General features: G+C 33.8%; 11 protein-coding genes. 3 read left to right on the top strand and 8 right to left on the bottom strand.

What is annotated here, in order from left to right; translation table 11 throughout:
• Nucleotides 1-256: 256 nt before the first annotated feature.
• The gene (locus ACHRVX_RS05860; RefSeq protein WP_395330178.1) at nt 257-2173 is read left to right on the top strand and encodes a DUF294 nucleotidyltransferase-like domain-containing protein; all 1917 of its coding nucleotides are present in this window, start codon (nt 257-259) and stop codon (nt 2171-2173) included.
• A 2-nt stretch (nt 2174-2175) separates the two neighbouring features.
• The gene (locus tag ACHRVX_RS05855) at nt 2176-2772 is read left to right on the top strand and encodes a PolC-type DNA polymerase III (RefSeq protein WP_395330176.1); all 597 of its coding nucleotides are present in this window, start codon (nt 2176-2178) and stop codon (nt 2770-2772) included.
• A 204-nt stretch (nt 2773-2976) separates the two neighbouring features.
• Here ACHRVX_RS05855 and acs read toward each other — a convergent pair whose 3' ends face one another.
• The 7 genes from acs to ACHRVX_RS05820 form a co-directional block, all read right to left on the bottom strand.
• Entirely contained in the window at nt 2977-4887 is a 1911-nt protein-coding gene (gene acs / locus ACHRVX_RS05850; protein ID WP_395330174.1) for an acetate--CoA ligase, read from the bottom strand.
• A gap of 494 nt (nt 4888-5381) precedes the next feature.
• Nucleotides 5382-6851: a ketol-acid reductoisomerase gene (ilvC, locus tag ACHRVX_RS05845; protein WP_395330172.1), complete on the bottom strand. Its 1470-nt coding sequence runs from the start codon at nt 6849-6851 to the stop codon at nt 5382-5384.
• A gap of 65 nt (nt 6852-6916) precedes the next feature.
• Nucleotides 6917-7438 (bottom strand): acetolactate synthase small subunit, encoded by a 522-nt coding sequence (gene ilvN, locus ACHRVX_RS05840; RefSeq protein WP_395330170.1) that lies wholly within the window; start codon nt 7436-7438, stop codon nt 6917-6919.
• An 87-nt stretch (nt 7439-7525) separates the two neighbouring features.
• Nucleotides 7526-9214, bottom strand: coding sequence for a biosynthetic-type acetolactate synthase large subunit (ilvB, locus tag ACHRVX_RS05835; protein ID WP_395330168.1), 1689 nt, complete (start codon nt 9212-9214; stop codon nt 7526-7528).
• A gap of 115 nt (nt 9215-9329) precedes the next feature.
• A complete protein-coding gene (gene ilvD / locus ACHRVX_RS05830; RefSeq protein ID WP_395330166.1) occupies nt 9330-11003 on the bottom strand; it encodes a dihydroxy-acid dehydratase in 1674 nt (557 codons plus the stop codon).
• A 268-nt stretch (nt 11004-11271) separates the two neighbouring features.
• The gene (gene leuB, locus ACHRVX_RS05825) at nt 11272-12390 is read right to left on the bottom strand and encodes a 3-isopropylmalate dehydrogenase (protein WP_395330164.1); all 1119 of its coding nucleotides are present in this window, start codon (nt 12388-12390) and stop codon (nt 11272-11274) included.
• Between the two features lie 106 nt (nt 12391-12496).
• The gene (locus tag ACHRVX_RS05820; protein WP_395330162.1) at nt 12497-13672 is read right to left on the bottom strand and encodes a 2-isopropylmalate synthase; all 1176 of its coding nucleotides are present in this window, start codon (nt 13670-13672) and stop codon (nt 12497-12499) included.
• A gap of 155 nt (nt 13673-13827) precedes the next feature.
• Between ACHRVX_RS05820 and ACHRVX_RS05815 the strand changes: the two genes are divergently transcribed.
• Complete coding sequence (locus tag ACHRVX_RS05815) at nt 13828-15372, top strand: hypothetical protein (RefSeq protein WP_395330160.1); 1545 nt, start codon at nt 13828-13830, stop codon at nt 15370-15372.
• 94 nt (nt 15373-15466) lie between these two features.
• Here ACHRVX_RS05815 and ACHRVX_RS05810 read toward each other — a convergent pair whose 3' ends face one another.
• Nucleotides 15467-15676, bottom strand: a complete 210-nt coding sequence (locus ACHRVX_RS05810; RefSeq protein WP_395330158.1) for a hypothetical protein — start codon at nt 15674-15676, stop codon at nt 15467-15469.
• Between the last annotated feature and the right edge of the window lie 420 nt (nt 15677-16096).

The raw sequence follows: 16096 nt of genomic DNA, 5'->3' as shown, positions 1-16096 counted from the left end.
TCCTGAGCTTTGTTAGAATCTATCACACAAAAGATAAATCATTAATTAGAATCAATCCCTATCTTGATTCCTGATCTTTTGTAGAAATTCAATAAATTATAAATATTTTAAACGTCAAAAATTGATTTACAGAGCTTGTAAATCATGAAATTTTTAGATTATCTTAAAATAAATATATTCTCTTGAAGATGCTTTCATTGTAAGAGTTTATTTTATTATTTTTACATTCGATACTTTAAAAAAATTATCAAAATATATGAATACAATTGCTGAGCATATTGCAGATTTTTTGAAAGAATACCCGCCATTTAATAATTTAACTTTTCAGGAATTATCTGATATTGCTACTAATATTCGTGTTATCAATTTAGAAAAACACGCAGTATTATTTCAAATCAATGATACCCTTCATGATAGTTTTTATGTTGTGGCTTCTGGCGTCATAAATTTAACTACAATTGCAGATGCCGAGGAAACTCTTATAAACAAATGTCATGAAGGCGATATTTTTGGTTTACGTCCGTTTTTTGCCAAGAATAATTATATGATGACAGCAAAAGCACGTGAAGAAAGTATTATTTATGCTATTCCTATCGCTGTTTTCAGACCATTTGTGGCTAATAATTCAGATGTTTTAAACTTTTTATTAGAAAATTTCGCGATCAATTCACGTCATGTTAAGGACAATGTGAATTCTCAGGGAAAACTCATTTCTGATACTGCCTTTTATGTTGATCAGCAAACAGAAATGCAATATATCCAATCTTTGGTATATAATAATTCGCCATTAACAACTGAATCTAGCCGTATTGTAAAAGACGTTGCTATTTTAATGACCGAATCAATGGTCGATAATATTGTGATTTGCGAAAAAAACCACCCAATTGGTATTGTAACAAATGCTGATTTATCCTCAAAAATTGCAACAGGCCGCTATCCTATTACAGAAACTATCGACAAGATTATGTCTTCGCCGGTTGTTACTGTGATTGAAAATGTTTCTTTGGCAGAAGCTCAATTATTGATGCTGAAACATAATGTGACGCATTTATGTGTTACTAAAGACGGTACGAGCAAATCTGTTGTGAAAGGAATTATTTCTGAACACGATTTAATTGTTGCTCAAGCCAGCAATCCCGGTGTTTTGATTAAGGAAATTAAACGTTCGCAGCTTCCTAAGGACTTAAAACAAATACGTGATCGTTTGTCTGATTTGATTCAGAATTCGATTCAGAAAAATATTCCAATCTCTCACATTAGCAATATTGCCAGTGAAATTAATCTGGCGATTATAAAACGTGCTGTCGAACTGTCTATTTTAGATTTAGGCTCACCTCCTGCCCGTTTTGCATGGTTAAGTATTGGTAGTCAGGGACGTAAAGAACAATTATTGCTTACAGATCAGGATAGTATTTTAATTTTTGAAGATGTTGCGCCTGAGAAATACAGAGAAGTAAAAGATTATTTTTTGAGATTAGCCAAAAGAACTACAGCTATCCTGGAAAAAGTAGGCTACGAATATTGTCCAAACGGACATATGGGAAGTAATATGCTATGGTGTAAATCATTGACTGACTGGACAAAACAGTACAATAGCTGGATGAATACTCCAGGTGAAAACAGCAATGATTTAAGTAGTATTTTCTTTGATTATGAAATTGTTTTTGGAGAACCAAAAATCGAAGAAGTAATTGAAAATGTTATTTTCAAAAATGCCGTTAACAATACTTTATTTTTTGACTTTTTAGGGAATGACGCTTTAAAAAAGAATTCGGCTTTAAGCTTTTTCAAAAAATTTATTTTAGAAGAAGAAGGTCCGCATAAAACAAAATTTGATATCAAAACCCGAGCGTTAATGCCATTAATTGATGCTGCACGTTTGTTGATATTGAATTCTAATATAAAAGGAATCAAAAATACCTATTTGAGATTCAAACAATTAGCCATAACAGATTCTAAAAATGCCGAAATTTACTTAAGCTGTGCCGAAGCATTTTTGACATTATCTAAATTCAGAACTGTTGAAGGATTAAAAAACGACGATTCCGGACAATATATCAATATCAGAGAAATGTCTAAAACTGACAGAGAAAAGTTAAAAAATGCCTTAACCCCAATGAAAGACCTTGAGGAACTGATTAAGAGTAAATTTCAACTAACACAATTCTCATAAATATGTTAGACTGGATTAAAAATATCAGCAAAGAGTATCCGGATTTCTGGAAAGACTATCTGACTAAATTCGAAACAAAACCGAATAGGTTTGTAGTAGTATCAACTGAAACGTCAGGATTGAATCCGAATAAAGATGTGATTTTATCTTTAGGTGCATTTTCTGTACTTGATGACAGCATCATTATAAAAGATAATTTTGAAGCTGTTTTATTGCAATACAAATTTTTGCAGGATAACGGACTTTCGAATGAATTCATTATTGAAAGTAAAATGATCAAAATGCCTGAACCAGATGCCATTGAAGCATTTGTGAATTTTATAGGCAATGCTGTTTTAGTGGGTCATCATATTAATTTTGATATCGAAATGCTCAACGCAGCATTAGAACGTCTGGATTGCGGAAGATTGAAAAACGAAGCTTTAGACATTGATATGATGTATCGCAAATTAACAGATATTAACGACAAACAATTTTCCTTAGACGATTTAAGCGAAATCTATAAAATTCCAAAAAGCGACAGAAATTCTTCATCTGAAGATGCGTATAAAATTGCCCTTTTATTTTTGAAATTGAAATCGAGGTTGGGAATTAAATAAGAAAATTTAAACCATATAAGTTCTATAAGAAAGTTCAAGTTCAAATCTTTGACAAGAATAAAAATAATAATGCATTTGTCAGACTTCAGTTGTTTTAAACTTTGACAAAGATTGGTACTCAAAAGAATCCTCAGTAAAAAATGATATTAAATAAAAATGCCTCTTAAATTTTAAGAGGCATTTTTACTTTTATTTATATCTGAATTAAGAAATTCTTTCTTTTGTAATTTCTTCTACTACCTCAGGATTTAATAATGTTGACGTATCTCCAAAATTAGAAAAATCTCCTTCGGCTATTTTACGTAAAATTCTACGCATGATTTTTCCTGAGCGGGTTTTTGGTAATCCGGAAACAAACTGAATTTTATCCAGTTTTGCAATTGGCCCAATGTGATCAGAAATGTATTGATTGATTTCTTTAGATAAGTTTTCTTTATTTCTAACTTCTCCTGATTCTTTTAGAATCACATAACCATATAAAGCATTTCCTTTAATATCATGTGGGAATCCAACAATTGCAGATTCAGCAACTGCAGGATGTTCGTTGATAGCATCTTCAATTGGCGCAGTTCCCAGATTGTGCCCAGAAACAATTACAACGTCATCTACTCTACCGGTGATTCTGTAATATCCAACTTCGTCTCTTAAAGCGCCGTCTCCTGTGAAATATTTTCCAGGGAAAGCAGAGAAATACGTGTCTTTATAACGTTGGTGATCACCCCAGATTGTTCTGGCGATTCCCGGCCATGGAAATTTGATGCACAAACTACCCACAACTTGATTGCCTTCAATTTCATTGCGTTTTTCATCCATTAAAACAGGTTGAATTCCCGGTAATGGTAAAGTTGCGTATGTTGGTTTTGTTGGTGTAACAAAAGCAATTGGAGAAATCATGATTCCGCCAGTTTCTGTTTGCCACCAGGTATCAACCACAGGACATCTTTTATCTCCTACGTGGTCATTGAACCAGTGCCAGGCTTCTTCGTTGATTGGTTCTCCAACAGATCCAATAACTTTTAAAGATTTTAGAGGATATTTTTGAATATAATCTAAACTCTCTTTTGCTAAAGAACGAATTGCTGTTGGTGCTGTATAAAATTGTGTGATTTTATGTTTTTCGATAATATCCCAAAAACGACTAAAGTCCGGATAAGATGGAACTCCTTCAAAAATCACGGTTGTTCCACCATTCAATAATGGACCGTATAATATATAGGAGTGACCTGTAATCCAGCCAATATCAGCAGTACACCAGAAAATATCATTTTCTTCGTGGCTAAAAACATTTTTAAATGTATAAGCGGTATAAACCATATATCCGGCTGTGGTATGTACCATTCCTTTAGGTTTTCCTGTTGATCCTGAAGTATATAAAATAAACAAAGGATCTTCGGCATCCATGATTTCAGCAACGCTGTTATCTAGAGCTACGTCTAATAAAGGCTGCAACCATTGGTCACGTCCTTCTTTCATTTTGATTTCGGTATTGGTTCTTTTTACAACCAAAACCTTAGAAACTGTTGGACAAGTATCTAATGCTTCATCAACAATTCCCTTTAAATCGATAGTTTTATTTCCTCTGTAACCTCCGTCAGAAGTAATTACCATATTACATTCGCAATCATTGATTCTTGCAGAAACTGCCGAAGCTGAAAATCCTGCAAAAATAACGGAGTGAATTGCTCCTATTCTGGCGCAAGCCAAAACGGCTACTGCCAATTCAGGAATCATTGGTAAATAAATACAAACTCTGTCGCCTTTACGAACTCCTTGCTCACGCAAAACATTCGCCATTTTTGAAACTCTTTCGTAAAGTTCGTTATATGTAATATGTAAAGCAGTTTCAGATGGATCGTTCGGTTCAAAGATAATAGCCGTTTTTTCTCCTCTTTTACTTAAGTGTCTATCAATGCAATTTTTAGTAATGTTGACTTTTGCTTCTGTAAACCATTTTACTTCAGCATCAGCCATATTAAAATCAACAACTTTCTCCCATTGTTGGTACCACGTGAAATTTTCTTCTGCTATTTTCCCCCAAAATTTCCTTGGTTCCCTTATTGACTTATTGTAATGTTTAAAATATTGTTCTAAATTTTCAATTTTATAATAACTCATATGTTTCTGGAATTTTTCTATAAATGTATTAAATATCAGCGTATTCTTAAAATTATTTAATTCATAAATTTTATCATATAAAAACACATATTAAAAAAAATATTGTCTTTTTATGTATATACTATAAATTTTTGCTTTTTTGATTAAAAAAGCGTGTTGCAAAAAAGGCACGATAAATAAATACCATGCCTTTTTATTTTTAACAATTTCAATAACAATTAATTTTCGTAATTCTGCATTACAATTCTTTATTCTATTTTGAAAATAGCAGCATCTTAAATAATTAAAATGAAGCTTCAAAAAGTATATTTACGACTAAATATACCCCTCATTCGGGATTAGCTTCACTTAACTTACTTGCTTGCAGAAGTTAAGTGAATGCAATATGCCTCTATATCCATTTTTCTTAATAAGTGCTTACTAATTCAAAATATTATTCAGAACAGCGATATAGTGCAAATCCCACATTCGAACGTGTGGTAATTCCCAATTTATTATCCTATTTTTTTCATTGCAGTCATCGATTCTCTCAACCACGCTCCTACTTCTTCAATAGGATGCTGACGAATTTCTTTGTTTACTGCAATTAAAACTGCATTATCTACTCCGTTTGAAGTTGAAAATGGTTTTCCTATTACGTTTGTTTCTACTTTTTTCATGAACTCAGTTAATAATGGTTTACAAGCATGGTCAAATAAATAACAACCATATTCTGCCGTATCTGAAATAACGCGGTTCATTTCAAATAATTTTTTTCTTGCAATTGTATTTGCTATTAATGGCAATTCGTGTAATGACTCATAATAAGCAGATTCTTCAATGATTCCGGCTTCTGTCATCGTTTCAAAAGCTAATTCTACACCGGCTTTTACCATTGCAATCATTAAAACTCCATTGTCAAAATATTCTTGTTCAGAAATTGCAGCATCAGTTGGAGCTGTTTTTTCGAAGTTAGTTTCTCCTGTAGCAGCTCTCCATTTCAATAAATTAACATCGTCATTTGCCCAGTCAATCATCATTGTTCTGGAGAATTCACCGGAAATAATATCATCCTGATGTTTTTGAAATAACGGACGCATAATGTCTTTTAATTCATCTGCAATTTCATAAGCTTCGATTTTTGCTGGATTTGAAAGGCGGTCCATCATATTGGTGATTCCACCATGTTTCAACGCTTCTGTGATAGTTTCCCATCCGTACTGAATTAATTTTGAAGCATATGCGGGATCGATTCCTTTTTCTACCATTTTATCAAAACATAAAATAGATCCGGTTTGCAATAATCCGCAAAGGATGGTTTGCTCACCCATTAAATCTGATTTTACTTCAGCAACAAATGATGATTTCAAAACTCCGGCTTTATGTCCGCCAGTTCCTACAGCGTAAGCTTTTGCCTGATCTAAACCAAAACCGTTTGGATCATTTTCAGGATGAACCGCAATTAAAGTTGGTACACCAAATCCTCTTTTATATTCTTCACGAACCTCAGATCCGGGACATTTAGGAGCACACATAATTACCGTAATATCTTTACGAATCTGCATTCCTTCTTCTACAATGTTGAATCCGTGAGAGTAAGCTAAAGTTGAACCTTGTTTCATTAATGGCATAATGGCGGTAACTACAGCAGTATGTTGTTTATCTGGTGTTAAGTTACAAACTAAGTCAGCAGTTGGAATTAATTCTTCGTAAGTACCTACAGTAAAACCGTTTTCAGTAGCATTTTTATAAGAAGCTCTTTTTTCGGCAATCGCATCTGCACGTAATGCATATGAAATGTCTAAACCGGAATCTCTCATGTTTAACCCCTGATTCAAACCTTGTGCACCACAACCTACAATCACAACTTTTTTTCCCGCTAATGCCGAAATTCCGTCTGCAAATTCTGATTGCTCCATAAATTCGCAAACTCCTAATTGTTCTAATTGTAATCTAAGTGGTAATGTATTGAAATAATTTGCCATTTTCTTTTTAATATTTAATGAATTGTAATTATAATAATTGGGTTAATAGATAAACTAAAATAATGCTATTTGAATGTTTCTAATAGTGTCGAAATTTCCATTTTTTCTTTAGAAACTGATATTCTGCCCGAACGTACAAATTGCATAATGCCGTAAGGTTTAAATTTTGAATATAATTCTTCGATTTCAGAGCGTCTTCCGGATTTTGAAATCACGAAAAAATCCCGGGAAACGGTTACAATTGTTGCCTGACTTTCCTTGATGATATTCTGAATTTGTTTTTCATCAAATAACAAGCTTGAAGCAATTTTGAATAGGGCATTTTCTAAATAAATCGTCTCTTCATCTGTATGATAAAAAGCTTTTATAACTTCGATTTGCTTTTCGATTTGACCTACTATATTCTTAACCCATTTCTCTGTAGTTTCTACAACTATTATAAATCTTGAAACATTGTCTATTTCTGATTCTGAAACGTTTAGACTTAATATATTAATGTGACGCTTTAAGAATATTCCTGATATTCTATTCAATAAGCCCACGTTATTTTCTGAATATACCGATATGGTAAATGTTTTATCTTCCATGTTGTTTTTTAGTTTTTTTTGTTTCAGGTTTCACGTTTCAAGTTGCTGAACCTGAAACAAAATAAACCTGAAACCTGAAACTTTTCCCTAGCTTAATCTAATTTCAGAAACACATGCTCCTGTTGGAATCATTGGGAAAACGTTGTTTTCTTTCTCTACCATAACTTCTAAGAAATAAGAATCTTTTGATGCCATCATTTCTGCAACGGCTGCATCCAGATCTTCTCTTTGTGTTACTTTTTTAGATTTGATATAATATCCTTCGGCAATTGCGACAAAATTTGGATTAATCATATTTGTTGAAGCATATCTGTTATCAAAAAACAATTCCTGCCATTGACGCACCATTCCTAAGAATTCATTGTTTAAGATGACAATTTTCACGGGAACTTTTGTCTGGAAAATAGTTCCTAATTCCTGAATTGTCATCTGGAAACCTCCATCACCAATAATTGCTACAACTTCACGATCCGGTCTTCCCATTTTAGCTCCAATTGCAGCCGGCAAAGCAAATCCCATTGTTCCTAAACCTCCGGAAGTAATATTACTTTTAGTGGTATTAAATTTAGCATAACGACAGGCAAACATTTGATGCTGACCAACATCTGAAACAATTATGGCATCACCTTTTGAATGTTTATTGATCATTTCCATAGCTTCACCCATAGAAATACCTTTATTATTGGTTGGGTTTAACTCTTCGTTTATAACTGTTTCTACCTCAATTTTAAGTAGTTCTTTAAACTCATTGTGCCAGGAATCATGAGAATTCTTTTCAATTAAAGGCAATAAGGCATTCAAAGCTTCTTTTACATTTCCTAAAACGGCAACTTCTGTTTTTACGTTTTTATCAATTTCTGCAGGATCAATTTCAAAGTGAATTACTTTTGCATTTTTAGCATAAGTCTTTAAATTTCCGGTAACGCGGTCATCAAAACGCATTCCAAGAGCAATTAAAACATCACATTCATTTGTCAGCATATTTGGTGCATAATTTCCGTGCATTCCTAACATACCCACATTTAAAGGATGATCTGTTGGCAGAGCCGAAAGTCCTAAAATTGTCCATCCTGCCGGAATTCCTGATTTTTCTATCAACGCTTTTAATTGCTCTTCGGCCTGACCGAGAATAATTCCCTGACCAAAAACAATAAAAGGTTTTTTAGCACTATTAATTAAAGCAGCAGCTTCGGCAACTTTATCTAATTTTAATTTCGGAACTGGAACATAACTTCTGATTGCAGTACATTTTTCATAACTAAATTCGAACTCATCAAACTGAGCGTTTTTAGTAATATCAATTAATACAGGACCCGGACGACCAGAACGGGCAATATAAAATGCTTTTGCAATGATTTCTGGTATCTCAGAAGCTTCTGTTACCTGATAATTCCATTTTGTTACCGGAGTCGAAATCCCAATAATATCTGTTTCCTGAAATGCATCAGAACCTAGTAAATGTTTTCCAACCTGACCTGTAATACAAACCAATGGAGTTGAATCAATTTGGGCATCTGCAATTCCGGTTACTAAGTTTGTAGCTCCGGGTCCTGAAGTAGCAATTGCGACTCCCACTTTTCCTGTAGCTCTTGCATATCCCTGAGCTGCATGCGTCGCTCCTTGTTCGTGACGTACTAAAACATGGTGTAACTGATCCTGAAATTTAAATAATTCATCGTAAACCGGCATTATGGCTCCTCCCGGATATCCATAAACCAAATCTACACCTTCTGCTAATAAACATCTTATTACGGCCTCTGCCCCTGATATTTTCATAGTATATTTTGTTTTCCTCTCCCCAACCCTCTCCAAAGGAAAGGGAGCAGAGAAGTGTAATTATTATTAATATTTAAAATAAGCCCTTTTATTCCCCCTTTGGGGGTTAGGGGGATTATTTATCGGTAACGCAACCTGTAGAAGCGCTTGAAACCGATCTGGCATATTTAAGTAAAACTCCTTTGGTAACTTTTAAAGGAGGCTGAACCCAAGCTGCTGCGCGAGCTGCAAATTCTTCGTCAGATATCTTCAGGTTGATTGTATTGTTTACAGCGTCGATGGCAATTAAATCCCCATCTTTTACCAGAGCAATACCGCCACCATCATAAGCTTCTGGTGTGATGTGTCCTACAACAAAGCCATGTGAACCTCCAGAGAATCTGCCGTCTGTAATAAGAGCACAGCTGCTTCCTAATCCGGCACCAATAATTGCCGATGTTGGTTTTAGCATTTCAGGCATCCCCGGACCACCTTTGGGTCCACAATACCTAATGACGACTACATTTCCGGGTTTTATTTTTCCGGCTTCAAGTCCCGGAATTACTTCAAATTCTCCTTCAAAAACAACAGCAGGGCCTTCAAAATATTCTCCTTCTTTTCCGCTGATTTTTGCAACAGCACCTTCAGAAGCAAGATTTCCGTATAAAACCTGAATATTTCCTGTTGGTTTTAACGCTTTTTGAATTTCATGAATTACTTGTTGTCCGTCTTGTAAATCCGGAGTAGTAGCTAAATTTTCTGCTACTGTTTTTCCGGTTACGGTTAAACAATCTCCGTGAAGCAATCCTACTTTTAATAAATATTTCATTATAGATGGAATTCCTCCCACTTCATGAATATCTTCCATCATGTATTTTCCACTTGGTTTCATGTCTGCCAATACAGGAGTTCTGTCATTAATAGCTTGAAAATCATCAAGTGTAATTTCGATATCTACCGCGTGAGCCATAGCGATTAAGTGCATAACTGCATTTGTAGAACCTCCTAAAACGGCGACAATTGTAATGGCGTTTTCAAAAGCCTTACGAGTCATGATGTCTCTTGGCTTAATATCTTTTTCTAATAATATTTTAATAGCTTCTCCCGCGGCAAGACATTCATCTCTTTTATCCTGACTTAAAGCAGGATTAGAAGAGCTGTATGGCAAACTCATTCCTAATGCTTCAATTGCAGACGACATGGTATTTGCAGTATACATTCCGCCACAAGCACCAGCTCCGGGACATGCATTTTGAATGACACCTTTAAAATCTTCGGGTGTGATTTCGTTTTTTACTTTTTTTCCTAAAGCTTCAAAAGCGGAAACAATATTCAAAGATTCACCTTTCCATTTTCCGGAATGAATCGATCCTCCATAAACCATAATCGACGGGCGATTTACTCTTCCCATTGCGATTAAAGCTCCGGGCATATTTTTATCACAGCCAGGAATAGCAATAATACCATCGTACCATTGTGCTCCCACAACTGTTTCAATAGAATCTGCAATAACATCGCGGGAAACTAATGAAAAACGCATTCCTTCAGTTCCGTTGGAAATTCCGTCACTAACACCAATGGTATTAAAAATAAGTCCGACCAGATTTGCATCCCAAACACCTTTTTTGACATCTTTTGCCAAATCATTCAAGTGCATGTTACAGGTGTTACCATCGTAACCCATGCTCACAATACCAACTTGTGCTTTTTTCAAATCTTCTTCAGTTAAACCAATACCGTACAACATCGCTTGCGCCGCAGGTTGTGTTTGATCTTGAGTGATGGTTTTGCTGTACTTATTTAATTCCATTATGTATTATTTTATTTTAATTTTTATTCCAAAAAAAAACCTTCCAGTATTTGGAAGGTTTGTAATATAGTTTTTCAATTATATTTATACCATTCCCGATGCATATGTGTGAATCACATTGACAACAACGACAGAAGTAATAATAATTGAGATTTGCATCATTTATTTTTTAGTGTCACAAAAGTATGAAAACTAATAGGACTAAAAAAATAAAATCTCAACATTTCACATACTTCTTGTTATTTATATCATTATTTTAATAAAAAAATTAAACAATTGTCGATTGCCCGATATGAACATTGTCATTATTAAAATATAATAAGTCGTCTTTGCTGAAAATAAAATTAGAAACAAACTCGCCTACTGCATTTGTACCGAATTTTGAATCTGGTTTTAAATCAATTGTAACAACTTTATATTCAATTGCTTTTTCAACTGCCTGATAAATTGTATTGGCTTCTTTGAATAAACCGAAATGCTCTAACAACATTGCAGCAGATAAAATCGAAGCAATTGGATTGGCAATATTTTTTCCTTTTGCCTGAGGATAAGAACCGTGAATTGGTTCGAAAAGCGCATTTTTTTCTCCTAAAGATGCCGAAGCCAATAAACCAATGGAACCTGTAATAACACTTGCTTCATCTGATAAAATATCTCCAAATAAGTTCTCTGTCAAAATCACGTCGAACTGTTTTGGATTTAAAATAATCTGCATTGCTGCATTATCCACAAATAAAAAATCTAAGGCTACATCAGGATAATTCAGACTTACTTTCTGAACTACTTTTCTCCATAATCTTGAGGTTTCCAAAACGTTTGCTTTGTCTACCATAGTTAACTTTTTACGTCGGTTTTGTGCCGATTTAAAAGCTAAATGTGCAATTCTGGTAATTTCTTCTTCTGAATATTCACATAAATCTGAAGCATGTGTTCCTTCTTCATTTAATGTTTTGGCTCCAAAATAAGCTCCGCCTGTTAATTCTCTGAAAATAGTAAAATCAGCACCTTCGATAATTTCTCTTTTTAAAGGAGAAGCATCAAGCAATGATCTATAAGGTTTTATAGGACGAATATTCGCGAATAAACCCAGCTCTTTACGGAGTTTTAGTAATCCCTGCTCCGGACGCACTTTTGCATTAGGGTTATTGTCATATTTAGGATCTCCAATGGCTCCAAACAAAACGGCATCTGTGTTTAAACAAAGATTTAAGGTTTGTTCCGGCAATGGATTTCCAGTTTTGTCAATGGCAATTGCTCCCATGAGAGCTTCCTCAAAAACAAATTCATGATTGTACACTTCTCCAATCGCATATAATGCTTTTTTTGCTTGTGCAACTACTTCTGGTCCAATTCCGTCTCCTGGTAAAACTGCTATTTTCAAATTCATAACGTCTCGTTCTTTATGTATTTAAATCTTTTATATTTTCTCTTTGTTCTTTCGTCTTTCTTCTATTCTCTTTCCTCTATTCTCTTTCCTCTATTCTCTTCTTCACCTAGCTTCTAACTAATTCGTCCTGAATTTTAGCAGCTTCTATAATCTGATGAATATCAGCATCAACAACTTCTTTTTTAATATCAGCAAATTTCAAAAACTCAACATATACAATGTCTAATTGTACTTTTGTAAGCTCGTAACCTACTTTTTTAGCACGGTAAGCTAAAGCTGCTCTTCCGCTTCTTGCTGTAAGGATAATCGAAGATTCATTCACACCTACGTCAAGCGGATCCATGATTTCGTAAGTTGCTCTGTTTTTGATCACACCATCCTGATGAATTCCAGAACTGTGAGCAAAAGCATTCGCTCCTACAATAGCTTTATTAGGCTGCACGATCATTCCCATACTTTCAGAAACTAATCGGCTCATTTCGTTCAATTCTCTTGTATTGATATTGGTATCAAGATTTAAGTAAGGATGTTGTTTAAAAATCATCACCACTTCCTCAAGAGCTGTGTTTCCGGCTCTTTCACCAATACCATTAATAGTACATTCTATTTGTCTTGCTCCATTTATAGCACCTGCAATAGAGTTTGCAGTCGCCATTCCTAAATCATTATGACAGTGACAGGAAAGGATTACGTTTTCGATACCTTTTACGTTTTCCATCAAATATTTAATTTTCGCTCCGTATTCATCCGGTAAACAATATCCTGTTGTATCAGGAATATTTAATACGGTTGCTCCGGATTTTATCACTTCTTCACAAACTTTTGCAAGGAAAGCGTTATCGGTTCTGCCGGCATCTTCGGCGTAAAACTCAACATCTTCTACATAAGATTTTGCGTGTGATACAGCGTATTTTGCTCTGGCAATAATATCTTCTCTTGTGGTATTTAATTTATGGAGTATATGAGATTCAGATGTTCCGATTCCTGTGTGGATTCTAGGTCTTTTAGCATGCTTTAAAGCAGCTGCGGCAACATCAATGTCGTTTTTTACAGCTCTGGTTAGTCCGCAGACGGTAGCGTTTTCTACAATTTTACAAATCTCAGAGACGGATAAAAAATCGCCAGGACTTGACACAGGAAAACCTGCTTCGATAACGTCAACTCCCATTTTATCAAGTCTTTCTGCGATAACTAATTTTTGTTTCGTATCTAACTTACATCCTGGAACTTGTTCGCCGTCGCGCAAAGTGGTGTCAAAAATTTGAACTTTCTCTCTATTCATATTCATTTATTTAATGTAATTTCACATCTTGATAACAAATATATATTGTACTTCCTCAGTACGAAATTCATTTTAATGAAATTATACTGTTCATAACACAATTTATAACGTATTAAATAACTAAAAATCAATAAGTTACATTATTATATTTTACAATGGCTAACCATCAAAAAGATTTCTTATTTGTATTGATTAAATCTCTTTCTAAATCTGAAAAAAGGCAGTTTAAGATTTTTGCAAGCCGTTTAGAAACGAGTTCAAATACGAAATTCATCGAATTATTTAATATTTTAGATAAATCCGAAACCTACGATGAAAAGCTTATTTTAAAGAGCGGAATCATTAAAAAAGTTCAGTTATCTAACTTAAAATCATACCTATACAAACAAATTCTGGTAAGTATCAGATTAAATATTCCGAGTCAGAATATTCGGTATCAATTGCGTGAACAAATAGATTTTGCCGGTATTTTATATAATAAAGGTTTATATAAACAGAGTTTGAAAATTCTTGATAAGACAAAAATCATTGCGCTTGAAAATGACGAAAAATATATGGCGTATGAAATTGTGGAATTCGAAAAATTAATCGAATCACAATATATTACCCGAAGTATTCAGGGCCGCGCCGATGAATTGGTGATTCAGGCTAAAGAACTGAATTACCGAAATACGATTTCAAGTAAATTATCAAATTTATCGCTTCAGCTTTACGGAATCATGCTGAAAACGGGTTATGTAAAAAATGATGATGAATACAAATACATTGATGATTATTTCAACAAGCACATTGCAAAACTAGATGAAACCAAATTTGGTTTCCGGGAGAAATACTGGTTTTATAATGCTAATCTTTGGCGAAGTTTCCTTGTGCAGGATTTCCTTGCCAGTTATAAATATGCGTACAAATGGGTGACATTATTTTATGATAACCCGAACATGATTTATCAGAATCCTGTATTTTTCTTAAAAGGAAATCATTATTTTCTGGAGTCACTTTATATGCTGAAGTATAAATCGAACTTCAAGAAATATCTAACACTTTTAGAGAAAACAATTCACGACGACAAATTTCCGGTAAACGATAACATTGCATCACTATCATTTCTATATGTTTACAACAACAAACTGAATTTACATATTCTGGAAGGTACTTTTGCCGAAAGTGAATACTTGATTCCTGAAATTTTAGATAAAATTAAAATACACAATGAACACTTGGATGAACATCACGAAATGTTGTTTTATTACAAGATTGCTTCGATTTATTTTGGAAATGAAAATTATACTGAATGTATTCATTATTTAGATAAGATCATCAACAATAAGAACTTATCAATGCGTGAGGATTTAATGTGTTTTGCCAGATTACTATCTCTAATTGCACATTATGAATTAGGGAAAGATTATTATTTAGAAAATCATCTCAAAAACACTTATAAGTTTCTAATCAAAATGAACGACTTACATGAAGTTCAAAAGGAAATCATTAAGTTTTTAAGAAACCTGAATAACTTATATCCGGCTGATATTAAAAAGGAATTTATAAAAATGCGTTTGCGTTTTATTGAATTAGAGAAAAACACTTACGAGAAAAGAGCGTTCCTGTATCTTGATATTATTTCCTGGCTTGAAAGTAAAATTGAAAACCGCAAAATCGCTGATATTATAAAAGAAAAGGCGAAGTTTAATAGTCGATAGGAATAAAAATTCCAAATATAAAATTCCAAATTCCAATCAATAGCAAACCCGACAAGTTTTAAAACCTGTCGGGTTTATTTCTGTATAACTTTTATTACCTGCAATAACAGCAAGTTGATGTACCTTCTAAACAAATATCTCCACGACCGGGAGTATTGGATAAAACTCCACCCGCTGGTCCACATAATCTGTCGCATAAACCTATGGTTGGGTTTACATACGGAGGATTAGCCCCACCAATAATAAATTTCTGAGCATTTTTAGACAAAATTTCAACGTTTTTTAGGTTTTTTAAATTTTTCATAATAGTTTGATTTGATTTGTTTTCCTACTCTTTAGCTTTTCGGATTACGCTTATTTTACTAATCTGGACTAACTCGCTTAAATCCAAATGATTATGTCTAATTTACAAAATAAAAAGTAATTTTCGTACAAAAGTAGAAAAACATAATTGGCATAAAATAGCAATCCGACAGGTTTAAAAACCTGGTGGATTGTTCAAGTTGCTGGTTTAACAATTAAATAAATTTAATCCTTACGTGATATTTTCCTGGGTGATTTTTATTGCAAAGCGCGCAAGTTTTTTATCGTAGAGTTTGTTGACAAAAACAAAGTTCACAAAGTTGTGTTGACCTGGCTTTGTGAACTTTGTGTTTATATCCATCTTCCCTGGTAAAAAAACTTTGAGAAATCTGCGGTAATTTTTTTCTTTCCACAGGTTTTG

Source organism: Flavobacterium sp. FlaQc-47, assembly GCF_044006475.1.
Lineage (GTDB): Bacteria > Bacteroidota > Bacteroidia > Flavobacteriales > Flavobacteriaceae > Flavobacterium.
This window is presented reverse-complemented; position numbering and strand designations above follow the sequence as displayed.